Raw genomic sequence first — 17956 nt, forward strand, 5'->3', positions numbered from 1 at the left:
CGACTGGAAATCTATGTAACAGCCCATAAAAAACCCGCCCTTCCGTTTAATCGGGAGGGCGGGTTTTGTCTTTTCAGCTGTCAGTTCACACGGTATCCACCTTCAACGAATGGTCATTGAGCATGCCATTGATGATGGTCGCCGTGTCGTGGCCACCCGCAACCACGCCACCCGCCCCCGGCGTGACGCCGTAGTGACTGGCCAGGTTCACACCGGCCAGGTCGATGGTCTGGCTCGGCGTGGCGCCGGCCATGGCGCTGACGTCGATGCTGGTGACCAGTGAAGCGCCGCTGCCGGTGACTTTGAAGTGCAGGTAGTCATCCAGCGATGCCGCGGTGCCGTTTTCCCCTTGCAGCAGTTGCGACAAGTCGAGTTTATCCGCGCCTGGGGTGAAGTCGGTGATGACGTCGTGGCCGCTGTTGCCTTTGAGCCACTCGAACGTGTCGGCACCGCTGCCGCCGGTGAGGGTGTTGTTGCCCAGGCCACCGATCAGGACGTCGTCGCCGCCCCCGCCGTTGAGCGCATCGTTACCCAAACCGCCGTTGATGATGTTGCTGTTGTTATCACCCGTAAGGCTGTCGTTGAAGTTCGAACCGGTGAGGTTTTCGATGCCGGTCAGGGTGTCGGTGCCGGCACCAACAGTGTTTTGCGCGGCGAGCTGGCTCAGGTCGACGGTGACCCCGGCGGTGGCATGGGCATAGCTCGCGGTGTCGTTGCCGGTGCCGCCATCGAGCAAGTCGTTGCCCGCGCCACTGAACAGCAAGTCATTGCCGGCGCCACCGTGCATTTCGTTGTTGCCGGAACCTGCGGTGAGCACGTCGTTGCCGTCGCCGGCATTGATGACGTTGTTGCCGGTGCCCGCCACCAGCACGTCATCGCCCGAAGTACCGGTCAGCGTATGGCCGTCCTGGTAGGTGATGTTCACTGCCGCGCTGTCGCTGCCACCGTGGTTGTCGTTGGCGGTGTAGGTGCCGTGGAAGTCCGGGGTGCTGTCGTGGGCTCCGGCATAGTTGACGGTCATGGTCAGCTGGTAGTTTTCCGCTCCCTTCCCGCTGTTGCCCGGCCCGCCGTCGTCGATGTTGGTGATGTGGATCTGGTACGTGCCGTCCGCCGTGGCGGTGATGGTCTGGCCGTCGGCGAGAGCAGTGAAAGCACCGCCGTTGACCGAATACTCCATGGTGACGTGGCCGGCTGCCAGGTTGTGGTCCAGGTTGAGGGTTTCCCCCTGTTTGAGGTCGACGGTGATGCGGTCCTCATCGTTGGTATTGTTGGTGTTGACCGCCCCCAGTGCCCCGCTGACCACCAGCACCGCCGTCATGGCCGCGGTGTTGGCGACGAATGCACTGCGGGCGATGGTCACGGCCTGGACGTTGTTGCCGGTGAAGCTGAAGTTCGCGTTGGTGCCGGTAAAGTCCGCACCCTTGGCCGTCCAGCCGGTGTTGAAGGTGGTCGGCGACGCGGTGAGCGGGTCGCCATTGACGTCGGTGTCGTTGGCCAGCAGCAGCTCGCCCGGCAGCACGATATTGCCCGACAGCACGTTGGTGATGACGTGGTCATCGACTGCCACCGGTGGCGTGTTCGCAATCACGTTGACCGTCAGTGTCGAGCTGGTGAGGTCGCCGTCGTTGTCGCTGGCGGTGAAGCCGATGTTTTCGGTGATCGTCACGGCCGTGGTTTTCTGCGAGGTATAGGTGTACTCGCCAGTGTCGAGGTTCACCAACAACGTGCCGCTGTTATTGGTGGCGATGCTCAGGGTGTTGTCGGCGGTATTGAAGGTGCCATGGTTGGCGCCGCCGCTGAAGTTCAGCGAGCCCTGATTGCTGTTGCCTTTCGGGTCATAGGTGTAGGTGGTGCCGTCGATCGTGAGGGATTTGATGAATCCGCCATCGGCGCCGAACGTACCGCCCTCGCCCAGCAGCGAACCGGTGACCGGCGCGCCTTGCACGGTGCCCGAGAGCACCGAGTTGAGTTGATTGAGGTCGGTCACCACCACGGCGTTGGTGTCGGTGTGCGTGCTGCCGTCATAGGCCACGGGATCGAGGCTGACGTTATTGACGCCGCTGCCCAGGCCGATGGCGTAGTTCTTGATGCCATTGGCGTCGAGGAAGGCTTTGAGCGCGATCTCGTCCGCGCTGCCGATGTCGCCTTCGTTGGGTTTGCCATCGGAGAAGAAGTAGCCAACGTTCTGCGCCCCGGTGAGTTTGCCCGAGGTGTCGAACGCGGTTTGCATGGTTGCCACGGCCGCGTCGTAGTTGGTACCGCCGCCCGCCGTCAGCGTGGCGATGAGCGACTTGGCTGTCGCCACATCGACCCAGATCGACGTCTGGTCGGAGGCGCTGCTGCTGAAGGTGACGATTTGTACCTTCACGTCGCCGAGGTTGTCGTACTTGTCGAGCAATGCGCTGATCGCCTGCTTGGCCAGCTCCAGTCGCGACAGGCCCGATACGCCGGAGGAGTCGTCCATGCTGCCGGACACGTCGATCACCAGCAGCAGGTTGGAGTCGATCTGCACCGCAGACACCGAACGGTCCGAGGCGACGGCTTTGGGCACGTCATCGACAATGCTGACCACAAGGGTGCCGGTGGTGCTGTTGCCCACCGAATCGGTGGCTGCGTAGGTGAAGCTTTCGTTCAGGGTGTTCGCGCCGTCGTTGGCGTTCGGCGAGGTTTTCGGCGCCGAGGTCAGGGTGTAGGTGTAGGAGCCATCGGGGTTGAGCAGGATTTGCCCGTAGGTTCCGGTGGCGTTGCCGACCAGAGTGTAAGTGATCGCGCCAGTGGCACCGGTGACGGAGCCGACCAACGTCCCCGAGCCGGTCTCTCCCGTGTTGCCAGGCTCGCTGCCGATGACCGTGCCCGCCGCCAGATCCTGCCCATCCTTGGTCAAGTCCAGGGCTTTCTCGTAGACGGTTACGTCGGTATCGGTGGTCGCTACGAGGCAGCTGTTGGACACATCGATGGTGAGGGTGGTGGTGCTTTCATCGCCGTCGGCATCGCGTACGGTGTAGGTGAACACATCCGTGGCGCCCGACTCGCCGACCGAGTTCGGATTGCTGTGGTACACGGCGTTGCCGCTCGCATCCAGCGTGAGATAGCCGTAGGTGCCGTTGATTTGCGCGTTCAAGCCACCGATGGCCGAGGTCGAGGTGTCGCTGCCGGCACGCACGCCGACCACTGCACCACCCAAGGCCGGGCCGTCAGCACCGAGCACATCGTTGCCCAGCACATTCCCGCTGACCGTCCCGCCCTCCACCACCGAGACAACATCGACGTGAGCGGTGGGCACGTCATCGACGATGTTGATCTCGATGGTATTGGTGACACTGTTGCCCAACGAATCGGTGGCCTGATAGGTGAAGCTTTCACTCAGGGTGTTCGGCCCATCGTTGGCGTGAGGCGTGGTCGTGGGTGCCGAGGTCAAGGTGTAGGTGTAACTGCCGTCCGGATTGAGCAGGATCTGCCCGTAGGTTCCGGTCGCGCTGCCGACCAGGGTGTAAGTGATCGCGCCGGCGCCGCCGGTGACGGAACCGGCCAGCGTACCGGAGCCGGTTTCGCCGGCGTTACCGGGATCACTGCCGGTGACCGTGCCCGCTGCCAGGTCTTGGCCGTCCCTGGTCAAATCCAGGGCTTTTTCGAGTACCGTCACATCGCTATCCGTGGCTGCTACGAGGCAGCTGTTGGACACGTCGATGGTGAGGGTGGTGGTGCTTTCATCGCCGTCGGCATCGCGAACGGTGTAGGTGAACACATCCGTGGCGCCCGGATCGCCGACCGAGTTCGGGTTGCTGTGGTACACGGCGTTGCCGCTCGCATCCAGCGTGAGATAGCCGTAGGTGCCGTTGATTTGCGCGTTCAGGCCACCGATGGCCGAGGTCGAGGTGTCGCTGCCGGCACGCACGCCGACCACTGCACCACCCAAGGCCGGGCCGTCAGCACCGAGCACATCGTTGCCCAGCACATTCCCGCTGACCGTCCCGCCCTCCACCACCGAGACAACATCAACGTGAGCGGTGGGCACGTCATCGACGATGTTGATCACGATGGTGCTGGTGACACTGTTGCCCAGAGAATCGGTAGCTTGATAGGTGAAGCTTTCGCTCAGGGTGTTCGGCCCGTCGTTGGCATGGGGGGTGGTCGCGGGGGCCGAGGTCAGGGTGTAGGTATAGGAACCGTCCGGGTTGATCAGGATTTGTCCGTAGGTCCCGGTAGCACTGCCGACCAGGGTGTAGGTGATCCCGCCAGTGGCGCCGGTGACGGAGCCGACCAAGGTGCCGCTGGCGGTTTCACCGGTGTTGCCCGGTTCGCTGCCGGTGACAGTGCCCGCTGCCAGGTCCTGGCCGTCCTTGGTCAGATCCAGCGCGTTTTCGTGAACCGTCACGTCGTTATCGGTGGTCGCGACGAGGGTGCAGTTGGACACGTCGATGGTGATGGTGGTGGTGCTTTCATCGCCGTCGGCATCGCGCACGGTGTAGGTGAAAACGTCGGTAGCGCCAGGGTCGTTCACGGCATTTGGATTGCTGTGATAAACCGCGTTGCCGTTGGTTTCCAGGGTCAGGTAGCCGTAGGTGCCGTTGATTTGACTGTTCAAGCCACCGATGGCCGAAGTCGAGGTGTCGCTACCGGCACGCACACCGACCACCGCGCCCCCCAAGGCCGGGCCATCAGCACCGCCGATGTCGTTGCCCAGCACGTTGCCCGAGACCGTCGCGCCCTCGGCCACCGTGGCGTGGTCAGGGTTGGCGGTGGGCAAGTCGTCGACGATGTTGACGTTGATCTGGCCCAACGCCGTGCTGCCGTCGACGTCGGTGGCGACGACGTTAAGGTTCTCGGTGATGCTGTTGGTGCCATCGGCGTTCGGGTGGGTTTCGTTATCCACCAGGGTGTAGCTGTAGCTGACCACGCCGGTCGCACTGTCGTAACCGGTGATGGTCAGCGTACTGCCGAGGGGAGTGACAATCGATTGCGGGAAACCTGCGGCCACACCACCGGAGACCACCGCGATGCCACCCACGGTCAGGGTTTGCAAACCGTCGAGCGCGGTGACGCTGAAGGTGCCGCTCTGGGTCAGGGCCGGTGGGTTGGGGCTGGTGCCGTCGCTGAGGTTTTTTTCGTAAACGGTGAGTTCGCCGCCGTTGACGTTCAGGCCATCGAGGGTCACCGGGTCATCGTTGTTATGGATGTTCAGCACCAGCGTCGCGGTGCTGGTATCGCCATCGGAGTCGGTGAGGGTGTAGACGAAGTTCTCGGTGCCGTTGCCACCGCCATGCAAGGCTTCGAAATCGGCATCGCTGGTGTTCAGGGTGTAGGTGTACGTGCCGTTGGCGTTGAGCACCAAGGTGCCGTAAGTCCCATTGAACGTGCCACCAACGATCGGCCCGCTGTCGGGGCCGGTGGCAATGCGGTCGGCACCCTGGATGTCGTTGGGCAGCACGCTGCCGGTCAGGGTCAGCAGAGTTTCCGACGCGGTATGGGCGTTGCTGTCATCCACGGCCCGAGGCAGGTCATCGAAGATTTTCACATCAAGATTGCCATTGGCGGTGGTGCCGTTGTCGTCCACCACGGTTACCGTAAATTGTTCGGAGAGACTGTTGATGCCGCTGGCATTCGGATGGGTTTCGTTATCCACCAGGGTGTAGCTGTAGCTGACCACGCCGGACGCGCTGTCGTAACCGGTGATGGTCAACGTGTTGCCGAGGGGCGTGACGGTCGATTGCGGGAAGCCCGCCGATACACCGCCGACCACTACGTTGATTCCGCCGACGCTGAGGGTTTGCACGCCGTCCAGCGCAGTCATGCTGAACGTGCCGCTTTGGGTCAGCGCCGATGCATCGGGGTTGCTGCCGTCGCCAAGGTTTTTCTCGTGGACGATCAGCTCGCCACCTTCGGCATTCAGGCCACCGATGATCACCGGGTCGTCGTTGTTGTGAATCTGCAGCACCAGGTTCGCGGTGCTGGTATCGCCATCGGCGTCCGTCAGGGTGTAGGTGAAGGTTTCCGTGGCGCTGCCACCGCCATGCAAGGCCTTGAAGTCGGCATCGCTGGTGTTCAGGGTGTAGGTGTAAGAGCCGTTGGGATTGAGCACCAGAGTGCCATAAGCCCCGTTGAACGTGCCGCCAATGATCGGCCCGCTGTCGGGGCCGGTGGCAATGCGGTCGGCGCCCTGGATGTCGTTGGGCAGCACGCTGCCGGTCAGGGTCAGCAGGGTTTCCGAGGCGGTATTGGCATTGCTGTCATTGATGGCCTTGGGCACATCGTCGGTGATATTGACGTCCAGTGAACCGGTCGCGGTATCGCCGTTGCTGTCGTTCGCGACCACAGTGAACTGTTCACTGAGGCTGTTGGTGCCGTCGCCGGCGGGGTGGGTTTCGTTGCCGACCAAGGTGTAGCTGTAACTCACCACGCCGGTGGCCGGGTTGTAGCCGGTGATTGTCAGGGTGTTGCCCAGTTGAGTGGTGATCGACTGCGCAAAGCCTGCGGCCACCCCGCCACTGATCACGTTGATCCCGCCGATGCTCAGGCTGGTCAGCCCGTCGGGAGCAGACACGGTGAAGGTGCCGTTCTGGGTCAGCGCCCCGGGGTTGCTGGCCGAACCATCTGCCAGGTTGGCTTCATTGAGGGTCAGTTCGCCCCCCGCCACCGACAGGCCGGTGAGGGTGACCAGGTTATTCGGCGCCACGGGAGCAACGCCTGCCCCCCCCGCACCGCCTGCACCGCTGTCGCCGTTGTCCGGGTCCCGGCGCTCGAGGGGAAATTCGGGAATACCGTTGAAACCGGCCGTGGGGAAACCAATCGTGGGATCGACCCTGCCCGCCACTTCCTCCAGCAGCACAAAATTGTGGCCGCCGCCCAGTGCGCCTCCGGGTGCGCCCGTTGCGCCCGGCCCGGCGGCGGTAGCTTCACCGGCCTGGGTCGGGTCGGCCCCTGCGGCAATGGCTTTTTGCAGTTGCTCGACATCGGTCAATTGCGCCTGGCTCGGCGTCACCGCATCGGCGGTCTCCACATGCGGCACCTGATGGGCGAGTAACTGCCCGGTCATTTGCAGGCTGCTGTCCCGCCCCAGGGTCAGCTCCTGGCCGTTTTGCAAATGGACCGCCACCGCGCCTTCGGCCCCGGTGACCAGTTGCTCGCCAGCAAACAGCCGATCACCCTCGACCAGGGTACGACGGGTGCCATCACCCGCCACTGCGAACACCTGACCGATGACCTTACTGACGATACCGATGAGCGTTGCCATGTGCATTTCCTCCGCTGCCAACTGCTGTTGGCGTCCTGTGTGCGCGAAGAAGTGCTCATGGTTCAAGCAGGCTGCCTGGCTGCCGGGACGCGTTTACCTGAAAGTAAACCGCTGCCTCCCAACACCCTCGCCAGACGCGTCGCTCGCAAGGAATTGTCTGAAACAGGATAAAACCCTCCGCAATCAATCGCATCAGGATCCACGTTCAAAACAACCGCCCTGCGGACAATGCGTAACGGTTTTGAATCACCAATATGACAAAAAATTGTCACCCAAAAACCGTCTCGCCTCTCTCCCCTCCAGCACTTCTTTGCTCTGTGTCTAAAAGTAAATAGAACGTTCCTAAAACCCCTGGAAGCTCCGTAGAGCTTATAAAACAAAGGTTTTCTGATTGAACAATGTGCTGGATTTTTCAGAGCGCATAAGTTTTTTTCAGCATAAGCCTTATGAGAAATTCTTCTAAGCTTCCCGTCAGAATGTTCTTAGCTCTGTTGTAACAAACGTGAAACGGTTTCACTTAAAAATAACGCCAAATATTTGGCGACCAGCTAAGTACCATCAGGAATCAGGGAGAGGCATCCATGCGCGTTTTACCCCCCCTCTGCGGCGCGATTTTGCTGGCCATGGCCTGCACTTCTCAAGCTCAGGCGATGTCATTGACCGAGGCGATCCAGAGCACCATCGCGACTCACCCGGAACTGGCATCGCGGGTCGACGCCCGGCTCTCGGCCGACGAGCAGGTTAAGGTCGCCAAAGGAGGCTTTTATCCATCGGTGGATTTGAACGCCGCCTACGGGCGCGGCTACAGCGATAACACCACCACTCGGTCGCAGGGCAATCACCACACCGAAATCCTGACCTACACTCAGTCGGAACTGCGTCTGCGGCAGATGCTGTTCGACGGTTTCAATACCTCCAACGAGGTCGCGCGCACCAAAGGCGTGGTTAACTCGCGAGCCTATTACGCCCAGGGCACCGCCCAGGACCTGGCCCTGCGCACCATCGAGGTTTACCTCGAAGTGCTCAAGCGCCGAGAACTGGTAAGCCTGGCCAAGAACAACCTGCAAGCGCACATGCGGGTCAACGATCAGATCGGCCTGCGGACCCAGCGTGGGGTCGGCAGCAACGCCGACTCCGACCAGTCCACCGCTCGCCGGGCACTGGCGCAAAACAACCTCGACACCGCCGAAGTCGATCTGGCCGATGCCGAGGCGAACTTCTACAGTGTCGTGGGGCGCATGCCCGATGAACTCGAAACCCCACCGTCGACCCGTGGCGAATTGCCCACCACCCTGCCGGAAGCCCAGCAGAGCATGGTGGAAAACAACCCGTACCTGAAATCCGCCCAGGCCGACGTGCAATCGGCCGAGAGCCAGTATGAAGTCGCCAAGTCGCCGTTCTACCCGCGCTTCGACGCCGAAGCAGCGGTGGGCGCCAATAACAATGTGCAGGGCGATGAAGGCCACGACAACGAATGGCGAGTGGGTGTGGTGATGAACTACAACCTGTTCCGCGGCGGCAGCGACAAGGCCCGGCTGGCCTCCGATGCGCACCAGATCAACCAGGCGCTGGACATCCGCAACAACGCCCTGCGCCAGCTCAACGAAAACATCCACCTGGCCTGGAACGCCATGGTCAACGCCAAGAAACAAACCCCGACCGCCCGTGAATACGCCGAAACCACCACCCGTGTGCGGGCCGCGTATCAGGATCAGTTCGGCCTTGGTCAACGGACCTTGCTCGACGTGCTCGACAGTGAAAACGAGCTCTACAACGCCAATCGCCGCTACACCGAAGTGCGCTACACCGAGGAGTTCTCGATGTACCGCGTGCTGGCGAACATGGGCCAGTTGCTAAGCAAACAACGGGTGGTGCTGCCCGCCGATGCGATCGCCTCCACCGAAGTGAAAAACGAAGCGCGCTTGCCTGAACTCAAATGAAGTAACCCGACGTGACCAATTGTGGCGAGGGAGCTTGCTCCCGCTGGGTTGCGCAGCAACCCCGAACACCGATTGAAGATGAAGACAGTGTGAGTGCTGCGCACTCAAGCGGGAGCAAGCTCCCTCGCCACAGGCAGTCAATATGACCAGCATGGAAACCGGCAACACGGGTGTCGATCCGCGGCTGAGCTTCGATGATCCGTTACTCGACGGCCTGTTGATTCTCTGCAAACTCCATGGTGCGGCGGTCAGTCGCGCCAGCCTGAGTGCCGGGCTGCCAATGGCACACCAACGCTTGAGCCTGGACCTGCTGCCGCGCGCAGCGGCCCGGGCCAGCTTGCAGGCGCGTGTGTTGCGCCGTGAGCTGGGGCAAATCTCCGCGCTCAACCTGCCGGTGATGCTGATCCTCAACCATGGCCGCTGCGCGATATTGCGCCGCTTCGGCGATGACGGTCAGGCGCTGATTCTGCCAAGCGAAGCCGACGGCGGTGAACAATGGGTCAGCACGGAAGAGCTGGCCGCCAGCTACAGCGGTCAGGCCTTGTTCGCCCGGCCGCGACATGAACTCGAAGACTTGCGCGCGCCGCTGATACCGCGAGTCGAGGCTTGGTTTCGCGACACCTTGAAGTTGTCGAAGTGGCTGTACAGCGATGCGATTCTGGCGAGTTTTCTGATCAATCTGCTGGGCCTGATGGTGCCGCTGTTCGTGATGCAAACCTACGATCGGGTGGTGCCGAACCAGGCCACTTCGACCTTGTGGGTGCTGTCGATCGGCTTGCTGATCGGCACCGGTTTCGAACTGGTGCTGCGGGTGGTTCGCGCGCATTTGCTGGACACCGCCGGGAAGAAAACCGATGTGATTCTTTCGGCGACCCTGTTCGAACGCATCACCGGCATGGCGATGAAAGCGCGGCCTGCGACCATCGGTGGTTTCGCCCAGAGCATTCATGACTTTCAGGGCCTGCGGGAGTTTCTCACCGCCGTCACGCTGACCAGCCTGATCGACATGCCCTTCGCCGTGCTGATGCTGGTAGTCATCGGCCTGCTCGGCGGCTGGCTGGTGGTGATACCCCTGCTGGCATTCCCCATCACGATCCTCTTTGCCATGGTGATTCAGTCGCGCCTGCGCGACACCGTGCAGAAAAGTCTGAGCCTCGGTGCCGAGCGCCAGGCCCTGCTGATCGAGACCCTCGGTGGCCTGGAAACCCTCAAGGCCTGTAGCGCCGAAAGCGAACGCCAGCACAAATGGGAAAGCACCCACGGCGCCCTCACCCGCCTCGACAGCCATGCGCGCAACCTCTCGGCGCTGGCCACCAACGGCACCCTGTTCATTCAGCAGTTCTCTGGCATGGCGACCATCGTCGCCGGGGTCTATAGCATCATCGCCGGCAACCTCAGCGTCGGTGCGCTGGTGGCGAGCTACATGCTTGGCAGCCGCGTGCTCGCGCCGCTGGGGCAGATCGCCGGGCTGATCACCCGTTACCAGCAAGCGCAACTGACCATGAAAAGCACCGATGCGCTGATGTCGCTGCCACAAGAACGCGACGCCAAACAGCGACCGCTGGAGCGCACACAACTGCAAGGTGCACTGGACGTCAGCGGCGTGACTTTTCACTACAACGGCCAGAACGCTCCGGCCCTGGCCAACGTCAGCTTCAGCATGAAACCGGGCGAGCGGATCGGCATCATCGGCCGCAGCGGTTCGGGCAAAAGCACATTGGCGCGACTGGTGATGGGGTTCTATGCGCCGGAAGAAGGCCAGCTGCTGCTCGATGGCCTGGACCTGCGGCAACTGGACGTTGCCGACCTGCGTCAGCAAATCGGTTACGTCGCCCACGACCTGCCGTTGCTGGCCGGCAGCTTGCGCGACAACCTGACCCTCGGCGCCCGTTACATCAGCGATGCCCGGATGCTTGAAGTTGCCGAACTGACCGGCGTCACCGAGCTGGCTCGCCAACATCCCCAAGGTTTTGATCGGCCAGTGGGCGAACGTGGTCAGTTGCTGTCGGGCGGTCAACGCCAAGCGGTATTGCTGGCGCGGGCCTTGTTGCTCGATCCGCCGATCATGCTGCTCGACGAACCCACAAGCGCCATGGACAACAGCAGCGAAGATGTCCTGCGCCAGAAACTCCACGGCTGGGTCCAGGGCAAAACCGTGCTGCTGGTCACCCACCGCACCTCGATGCTCAGCCTGGTGGATCGCTTGGTGGTGCTGGACAACGGGCGGATCGTCGCCGACGGCCCGAAAGAAGCGGTCATCGATGCATTGCGCAAGGGCCGTGTCGGCTCTGCGACTGTCTAGGGGCGCCCACTCGATGCCAATACATCACCTGTGGCGAGGGGGCGGGAGCAAGCTCCCTCGCCACAGGTTTGTGTTCGCTTAATTTCTCTTAACTGACGGGTATCGCCCCATGTCTGCTCAAACACCGGATTCAGCGGCCCGAAGCTACTTCGGCAGTTTCAGCAAAAGCGCCGAAAGCGAGTTCATGCCGGAAACCGCCGGCGCCTCGTTGCAGGATTCACCGCGCTGGTCGCGGATCACCGTGTGGCTGGCAGCGGCGCTGCTGATCACCGCGCTGGTCTGGGCCAAATTCGCCGTGTTGCAGGAAGTCACCATGGGCGAAGGCAAGGCGATTCCGTCGAGCAAGATTCAGGTGATCCAGAACCTGGAAGGCGGCATCGTCACGGAGATCTTCGTGCGCGAAGGGCAAATGGTGAACAAGGGCGACACCTTGCTGCGCCTGGATGACACGCGATTCCTGTCGAACAAGGGTGAAAGCGAAGCGGACCGGTATGCGTTGATCGCGCAGGTCGAACGGCTGTCGGCCGAAGCGGAAGGCCGGCCGTTCAAGCTGTCCCCGGAAGTGATCGCCAAAGCCCCGCAAGTGGCCGAGGACGAACGCTCACTGTACGAACAACGTCAGCGCCGATTGGCCAGCGAGCAGCGCACGCTGACCGAACAACTTCGGCAGAAAACCCAGGAGCTGGCGGAGTTCCGCTCCAAACAGGGCCAATTCAGTTCCAGCCTGGCGCTGCTGCAACAAGAGATGAACATGTCGGCGCCACTGGTGGGCACCGGGGCGGTGTCACCGGTGGAAATCTTGCGGCTCAAACGCAGCGCGGTGGAAATCCGCGGCTCGCTGAACGCCACGACCCTGGCGATTCCCCGGGCGGAGTCGGCGATCAATGAGATCAAAAGCAAGATCGATGAGTCCGAGCAATCTTTCCGTTCGGACGCGGCGAAAGAGCTGAATGAGAAACGCACCGACCTGTCGAAAATCACCGCCACGAGCATTGCCATCGACGACCGGGTGACGCGCACCACCGTGGTGTCGCCGGTTCACGGCATCATCAAAGTGCTGAAGGTCAACACCATCGGTGGCGTGGTTCAGCCGGGCAGCGACATGGTGGAAATCGTGCCGCTGGAAGACAACCTGCTGATCGAAGCCAAGGTTCGCCCTCAGGACGTGGCGTTCCTGCACCCAGGCCAGAAAGCCATGGTCAAGTTCAGTGCTTATGACTACACGATTTATGGGGGGTTGAGCGCCAGGCTCGAGCTGATCGGGGCAGACACCATCACCGATGACAAGGGCAACAGCTTTTACCTGATTCAGGTCAGGACCGATAAAAATCACTTGGGCGGGGATGTGAAACCGTTGCTGATCATTCCGGGAATGGTGGCGACGGTGGACATTATTACCGGGGAGAAAAGCGTGCTCGATTATTTGCTTAAACCGGTGTTGAAAGCGCGGACTGAGGCGATGCGGGAGCGGTAGCCTGCGGCGGGAATTTTCTGTGATTGCTCCACCGCTATCGCGAGCAGGCTCGCTCCCACAGTTGATCTCCAGCGCACACAAAATTTGTGACCACTGCAGATCCCTGTGGGAGCGAGCCTGCTCGCGAAGAGGCCCTCAAAAACAACGACTATTTCGGCCCATGATTGCGCTGAAAAACCTCCTCCCCCATCGCCGCAATCTGCCCCTCGATCAACGCCTCGAACGGCTTTAGCAACGGCTCGAAAGTGCTCGGCGCTTCGAGGGTCTGCAACGCCTGCACAATCGCCTCCACCGTCGACAACGCCCCCGGCCCCGGCGCCTTGCGCAAGCGATAACGGGACACCCCGCCCTCGGCCAATGTCACTCTGGGCAACGCCGCCAGCAGCGGATTGAGGTGCAGCATCTTGCGCGCCTTGCGCCAGGTGCCGTCCGGGACTACCAGCAGCAGCGGCTCATCACTGGCGGTGTAGGCCTGCATCGGCTGCGCCTCCTCACCGGGAAACAGCAGCCGCGCCTGATAACCCGGTCGATTCAACAACGCCGGCAAATCCTCGAACACCTCGCCCACCATCAACTCGGCATTCTTCAACCCCAACGCCGCCAACCGCGCGGTATTCAGCGCATGGTTCACTTCGCTCGGATGCTGCAGCAGCAACACCCGAGTGCGGCTGTCGAGGCTCGGGATCAACGGGCACAGGCAGTGAGTTTGCGGACGCAGACAGCGCGGGCACTGGATTCTGGACATATTCTTAAGCCTGATTGAGCTGTGCTTTGAGCAAATCACGGAAAGTCTGGATCAACGGTTCGCGGCTACGGCCACGGCGCACGATCATCGAAAACGGGGCCTGATAACCAAACGTTGCCGGCAGCAGTACACGCAAATCCCCCTTGTCGGCCCAGGCCTGGGCGTAGTGCTCCGGCAGGTAACCGATGTAAGCGCCGGACAGCACCAGAATCAGTTGGGCCTCCATACTTTCCACGGTCGCCGCGCTGTGCTTGAAACCGTGCCGCGCCAGTTCGGCCTGGCTCCAATAGCCGCGGCCGACCATACGCTGCTGGGTGATGACCTGCTCGGGAATGCGCCGTTCGGCGAACAACGGGTGGCGACTGCTGCAATACAGCCAGTGTTGCTCGCGGTAGAGCGGCATGTAGACCAGACCGCTCATACGCGTGGAAAAGGCACCGATGGCCAGGTCGAGGCGGTTGTCCTGCACGCCGAGTTGCAGTTCGTAAGGGCTCATGACCGACAGATGCAAATGCACCGCCGGGTGTTCCTGGCTGTAGGCGCCGATGGCTTCGGCGAACGGCAAGGCCTTGTCGCTGACGGTGGAGTCGATCACCCCCAGGTTCAAAGTGCCGCGCAGCTCGCCTTTGAGGGCGGCGGCGTATTGTTCGAAACCTTCAAGTTCGGCCAATAGACGCAGGGTTTCCTGATGAAACAGCTCACCCTTGCTGGTCAGGCTGAAACCACCGCGACCGCGATGGCACAGCACCAGACCGAGGGCCGCTTCGAGCTGGCTCATGTAAGTGCTGATGGCCGAGGTCGACAGGTTGAGCTCGTGCTGGGCGTTGGCGAACCCCTGATGGCGGACCACGCTGACGAAGATGCGCAATAGTTTCAGGTCGGGTAAAGCGTTGGCCATGGGCGACTCCAAGCACCTAGATCGTTCCCACGCTCTGCGTGGGAATGCAGCCCGTGACGCTCTGCGTCACATGCAGGAAACAGCTGGACGCGGAGCGTCCGTGGATGCATTCCCACGCAGAGCGTGGGAACGATCACGCGTAAGAGTCTATCGCTGCCCTCGCCATTAGTTTAGAAAAATCTGAACTAAGTATTTACCCGTAGCGATTCTTCCCGGCCACTGCATTTCGCAGAATCGGCCCACAGCGGTGCCCGTCTCTCCCCGAACGTGCAACCGACATAAATAAAACAACGACGATGAGGCCTTACCCGTGGACAAGATTCTTCACCAACCACTGGGCGGCAACGAAATGCCGCGCTTCGGCGGCATCGCCACCATGCTGCGACTCCCCCACTTGCCATCTGCTGCCGGCCTGGACGCTGCCTTTATCGGCATCCCGCTGGACATCGGCACTTCCCTGCGTCCCGGCACCCGTTTCGGGCCACGTGAAATCCGCGCTGAATCGGTGATGATCCGCCCGTACAACATGGCCACCGGTGCTGCGCCGTTCGACTCGTTGTCGGTTGCCGACATCGGTGACGTGGCGATCAACACCTTCAACCTGCTCGACGCCGTACGGATCATCGAAGAAGCCTACGACAACATCCTCGAACACGATGTGATCCCCCTGACCCTGGGCGGCGACCACACCATCACCCTGCCAATCCTGCGTGCCATCCATAAAAAGCACGGCAAGGTCGGCCTAGTGCACATCGACGCTCACGCCGATGTGAACGATCACATGTTCGGCGAGAAAATCGCCCACGGCACCACCTTCCGTCGCGCAGTGGAAGAAGGCCTTCTGGATTGCGACCGCGTGGTGCAAATTGGCCTGCGCGCTCAGGGTTACACCGCTGATGACTTCAACTGGAGCCGCAATCAAGGCTTCCGTGTGGTTCAGGCCGAAGAATGCTGGCACAAATCCCTGGCGCCGCTGATGGCCGAAGTGCGCGAGAAAGTCGGCGGCGGTCCGGTGTACCTGAGTTTCGACATCGACGGTATCGACCCGGCCTGGGCACCAGGCACCGGCACCCCGGAAATCGGCGGTCTGACGACCATTCAGGCGATTGAAATCGTGCGCGGCTGCCAAGACCTCGACCTGGTCGGCTGCGATTTGGTAGAGGTCTCGCCAGCGTACGACACCACCGGCAACACCTCGCTGCTGGGCGCCAACCTGCTGTACGAAATGCTCTGCGTACTGCCAGGCGTGGTCCATCGCTGAGGATCGGTCATGAACGAACGTGATCAGGTACTCAACGCCGCCGCCGAGCTGGTGTCGGCCTTTGCCCGTAACGATCGCGAAGCTTACTTCGGCGCATTCAGCGTTGATGCCAGCTTCGTGTTCTACACCCTCGAGCAGCCCCTGCTGTCGCGCGATGCCTATCAGGCGCTGTGGGACAGCTGGCGTGCCGAGGACGGCTTCGAGGTGCTGTCGTGCACTTCGAGCAACGCCTTCGTCAGCCTGCAGGGTGACGTGGCGATTTTCATCCATGACGTGGCCACCGAGCTGCGCATGCAAGGGGAGCCACACTTCAGCCAGGAGCGCGAGACGATTGTTTTCAAGAAACAAGCGTCTGGCCAAGAACAACAAGGCCTATGGCTGGCCTGCCACGAACATTTGTCCGCCATGCCGGAAGGGCTGCCATCCCCTTAAAACAGGTGACGCTCACACACGATGAGCGCGCCTTTATGATCGGAGCAGATCATGAATAACAACAACAAAGACCAAAGCCTTACGCAAATTGAAACCTACGGGGTCGAACAGATCCCGGACAACGAACGCACCGCAGGCCCGACGGACTTGTTCCGGATGATCTTCGGCGGTTCCAACACCTTCGCCACCGCCGTGCTCGGCAGTTTCCCGGTACTGTTCGGCCTGTCTTTTCAAGCGGGCGTCTGGGCGATTGTGCTGGGTGTGTTGCTGGGCTCGCTGATCCTCGCACCGATGGGCCTGTTCGGCCCGATCAATGGCACCAACAACGCCGTGTCGTCCGGTGCGCACTTTGGTGTTCACGGGCGGATCGTTGGCTCATTTCTGTCATTGCTGACCGCCATCGCTTTCTTCTCGCTCTCGGTGTGGAGCTCGGGCGATGCATTGATCGGTGGCGCGAAACGCCTGATCGGCCTGCCGGAAACCGACCTGACTTTGGGTCTGGCCTACGGTCTGTTCGCGATCCTGGTGCTGACGGTGTGCATCTACGGCTTCCGCTTCCTGCTGTGGGTCAACAAGATCGCCGTGTGGAGCGCCAGCCTGTTGTTCCTGCTGGGCATCTTCGCCTTCGCCGGTCCCTTCGATGTGAACTACGCCGGCAGCGTCAGCCTCGGTCAACCGGGTTTCTGGGCGGCCTTCATCGGCGCCGCGCTGGTGGCCATGAGCAACCCGATTTCCTTCGGCGCGTTCCTCGGCGACTGGTCGCGCTACATCCCGCGTGACACCTCCAAGCGCCGGATCATGGCCGCCGTGGTGATCTCGCAGATCGCGACGTTCATCCCGTTCCTGTTCGGCCTCGCCACCGCCACCATCGTGGCGATCAAGGCACCGGACTACATCGCCGCCAACAACTACGTGGGCGGCCTGCTGGCGGTATCGCCGAGCTGGTTCTTCCTGCCGGTGTGCCTGATTGCGGTGATCGGCGGCATGTCCACCGGCACCACGTCGCTGTATGGCACCGGGCTGGACATGTCAAGCGTGTTCCCACGGGTGCTGTCGCGGGTCAAGGCAACGCTGTTGATCGGCGTGATGTCGATTGCCTTCATCTTCATCGGGCGCTTTGCGGCGAACCTGGTGCAGAGCGTGTCGACCTTCGCCGTTCTGATCATCACCTGCACCACTCCGTGGATGGTGATCATGATCATCGGCCTGTTGGTACGTCGTGGCTTCTACTGCCCGGATGACCTGCAAGTGTTCACACGTGGCGAAAAAGGTGGCCGTTACTGGTTCACCCACGGCTGGAACTGGCGCGGCCTGGGTGCCTGGATCCCGAGCGCGCTGGTGGGTTTGTGCTTCGTGAACCTGCCGGGGCAGTTTGTCGGGCCGCTCGGGAATCTGGCGGGGGGGATCGACATCAGTCTGCCAGTCACGCTGGGCCTGGCGTCGCTGGTGTACCTGACACTGCTGAGCCTGTTCCCGGAACCGGCCACGGTGTTCGGCCCCAACGATTCACGCAGCAAGGGCGCAAGCACCATGGCAAAACCTGAACTACGTCAGCCCGCCTGACACAGATCCACCTGTGGGAGTGAGCCTGCTCGCGATGACTGCGGCACATCCAACATTGATGTGACTGACAAATCGCAATCGCGAGCAGGCTCGCTCCCACAGAGACCTGG

9 protein-coding genes are annotated in these 17956 nt (G+C 61.6%); 6 read left to right on the forward strand and 3 right to left on the reverse strand.

The window, feature by feature from the left end:
• Positions 1 to 85: 85 nt before the first annotated feature.
• Positions 86 to 7231 carry a retention module-containing protein gene (locus tag QMK51_RS20860; RefSeq protein ID WP_320391546.1) on the reverse strand — a complete coding sequence of 2382 codons (7146 nt, stop codon included), beginning with the start codon at positions 7229 to 7231 and terminating at the stop codon, positions 86 to 88.
• A 581-nt stretch (positions 7232 to 7812) separates the two neighbouring features.
• Between QMK51_RS20860 and QMK51_RS20865 the strand changes: the two genes are divergently transcribed.
• The 3 genes from QMK51_RS20865 to QMK51_RS20875 all read left to right on the forward strand — a co-directional run bounded on the left by QMK51_RS20865 (position 7813) and on the right by QMK51_RS20875 (position 12947).
• Positions 7813 to 9171: a TolC family outer membrane protein gene (locus QMK51_RS20865; protein WP_320391548.1), complete on the forward strand. Its 1359-nt coding sequence runs from the start codon at positions 7813 to 7815 to the stop codon at positions 9169 to 9171.
• 142 nt (positions 9172 to 9313) lie between these two features.
• Positions 9314 to 11473, forward strand: coding sequence for a type I secretion system permease/ATPase (locus QMK51_RS20870; protein ID WP_320391550.1), 2160 nt, complete (start codon positions 9314 to 9316; stop codon positions 11471 to 11473).
• A gap of 109 nt (positions 11474 to 11582) precedes the next feature.
• Positions 11583 to 12947, forward strand: a complete 1365-nt coding sequence (locus QMK51_RS20875) for an HlyD family type I secretion periplasmic adaptor subunit (protein WP_258697028.1) — start codon at positions 11583 to 11585, stop codon at positions 12945 to 12947.
• 148 nt (positions 12948 to 13095) lie between these two features.
• On the opposite strand, the gene QMK51_RS20880 is transcribed toward QMK51_RS20875, so the two are convergent.
• Both QMK51_RS20880 and QMK51_RS20885 read right to left on the reverse strand, forming a co-directional pair.
• Positions 13096 to 13692 (reverse strand): tRNA-uridine aminocarboxypropyltransferase, encoded by a 597-nt coding sequence (locus QMK51_RS20880; RefSeq protein ID WP_320391553.1) that lies wholly within the window; start codon positions 13690 to 13692, stop codon positions 13096 to 13098.
• Between the two features lie 4 nt (positions 13693 to 13696).
• Positions 13697 to 14590, reverse strand: a complete 894-nt coding sequence (locus QMK51_RS20885; RefSeq protein ID WP_320391555.1) for a LysR family transcriptional regulator — start codon at positions 14588 to 14590, stop codon at positions 13697 to 13699.
• Positions 14591 to 14900: 310 nt separating this feature from the next.
• On the opposite strand from QMK51_RS20885, the gene speB reads away from it, so the two are divergent.
• Genes speB through QMK51_RS20900 form a run of 3 tightly spaced genes read left to right on the forward strand, consistent with a single transcriptional unit; the run spans position 14901 to position 17846 of the window.
• Positions 14901 to 15851: an agmatinase gene (speB, locus tag QMK51_RS20890; RefSeq protein ID WP_320391557.1), complete on the forward strand. Its 951-nt coding sequence runs from the start codon at positions 14901 to 14903 to the stop codon at positions 15849 to 15851.
• 9 nt (positions 15852 to 15860) lie between these two features.
• Positions 15861 to 16283: a YybH family protein gene (locus tag QMK51_RS20895; RefSeq protein WP_320391559.1), complete on the forward strand. Its 423-nt coding sequence runs from the start codon at positions 15861 to 15863 to the stop codon at positions 16281 to 16283.
• A 51-nt stretch (positions 16284 to 16334) separates the two neighbouring features.
• The gene (locus QMK51_RS20900; protein ID WP_320391561.1) at positions 16335 to 17846 is read left to right on the forward strand and encodes a cytosine permease; all 1512 of its coding nucleotides are present in this window, start codon (positions 16335 to 16337) and stop codon (positions 17844 to 17846) included.
• The last annotated feature ends 110 nt before the right edge of the window (positions 17847 to 17956 follow it).

The sequence above is a fragment of the Pseudomonas sp. P9_31 genome (genome assembly GCF_034008235.1).
Lineage (GTDB): Bacteria > Pseudomonadota > Gammaproteobacteria > Pseudomonadales > Pseudomonadaceae > Aquipseudomonas.

Coding starts and splice junctions, on each gene's coding strand:
- QMK51_RS20875 (WP_258697028.1), top strand. CDS start 11,583: ATGTCTGCTCAAACACCGGATTCAGCGGCCCGAAGCTACTTCGGCAGT.
- QMK51_RS20885 (WP_320391555.1), bottom strand. CDS start 14,590: ATGGCCAACGCTTTACCCGACCTGAAACTATTGCGCATCTTCGTCAGC.
- QMK51_RS20900 (WP_320391561.1), top strand. CDS start 16,335: ATGAATAACAACAACAAAGACCAAAGCCTTACGCAAATTGAAACCTAC.
- QMK51_RS20865 (WP_320391548.1), top strand. CDS start 7,813: ATGCGCGTTTTACCCCCCCTCTGCGGCGCGATTTTGCTGGCCATGGCC.
- QMK51_RS20860 (WP_320391546.1), bottom strand. CDS start 7,231: ATGGCAACGCTCATCGGTATCGTCAGTAAGGTCATCGGTCAGGTGTTC.
- QMK51_RS20895 (WP_320391559.1), top strand. CDS start 15,861: ATGAACGAACGTGATCAGGTACTCAACGCCGCCGCCGAGCTGGTGTCG.
- QMK51_RS20870 (WP_320391550.1), top strand. CDS start 9,314: ATGACCAGCATGGAAACCGGCAACACGGGTGTCGATCCGCGGCTGAGC.
- QMK51_RS20880 (WP_320391553.1), bottom strand. CDS start 13,692: ATGTCCAGAATCCAGTGCCCGCGCTGTCTGCGTCCGCAAACTCACTGC.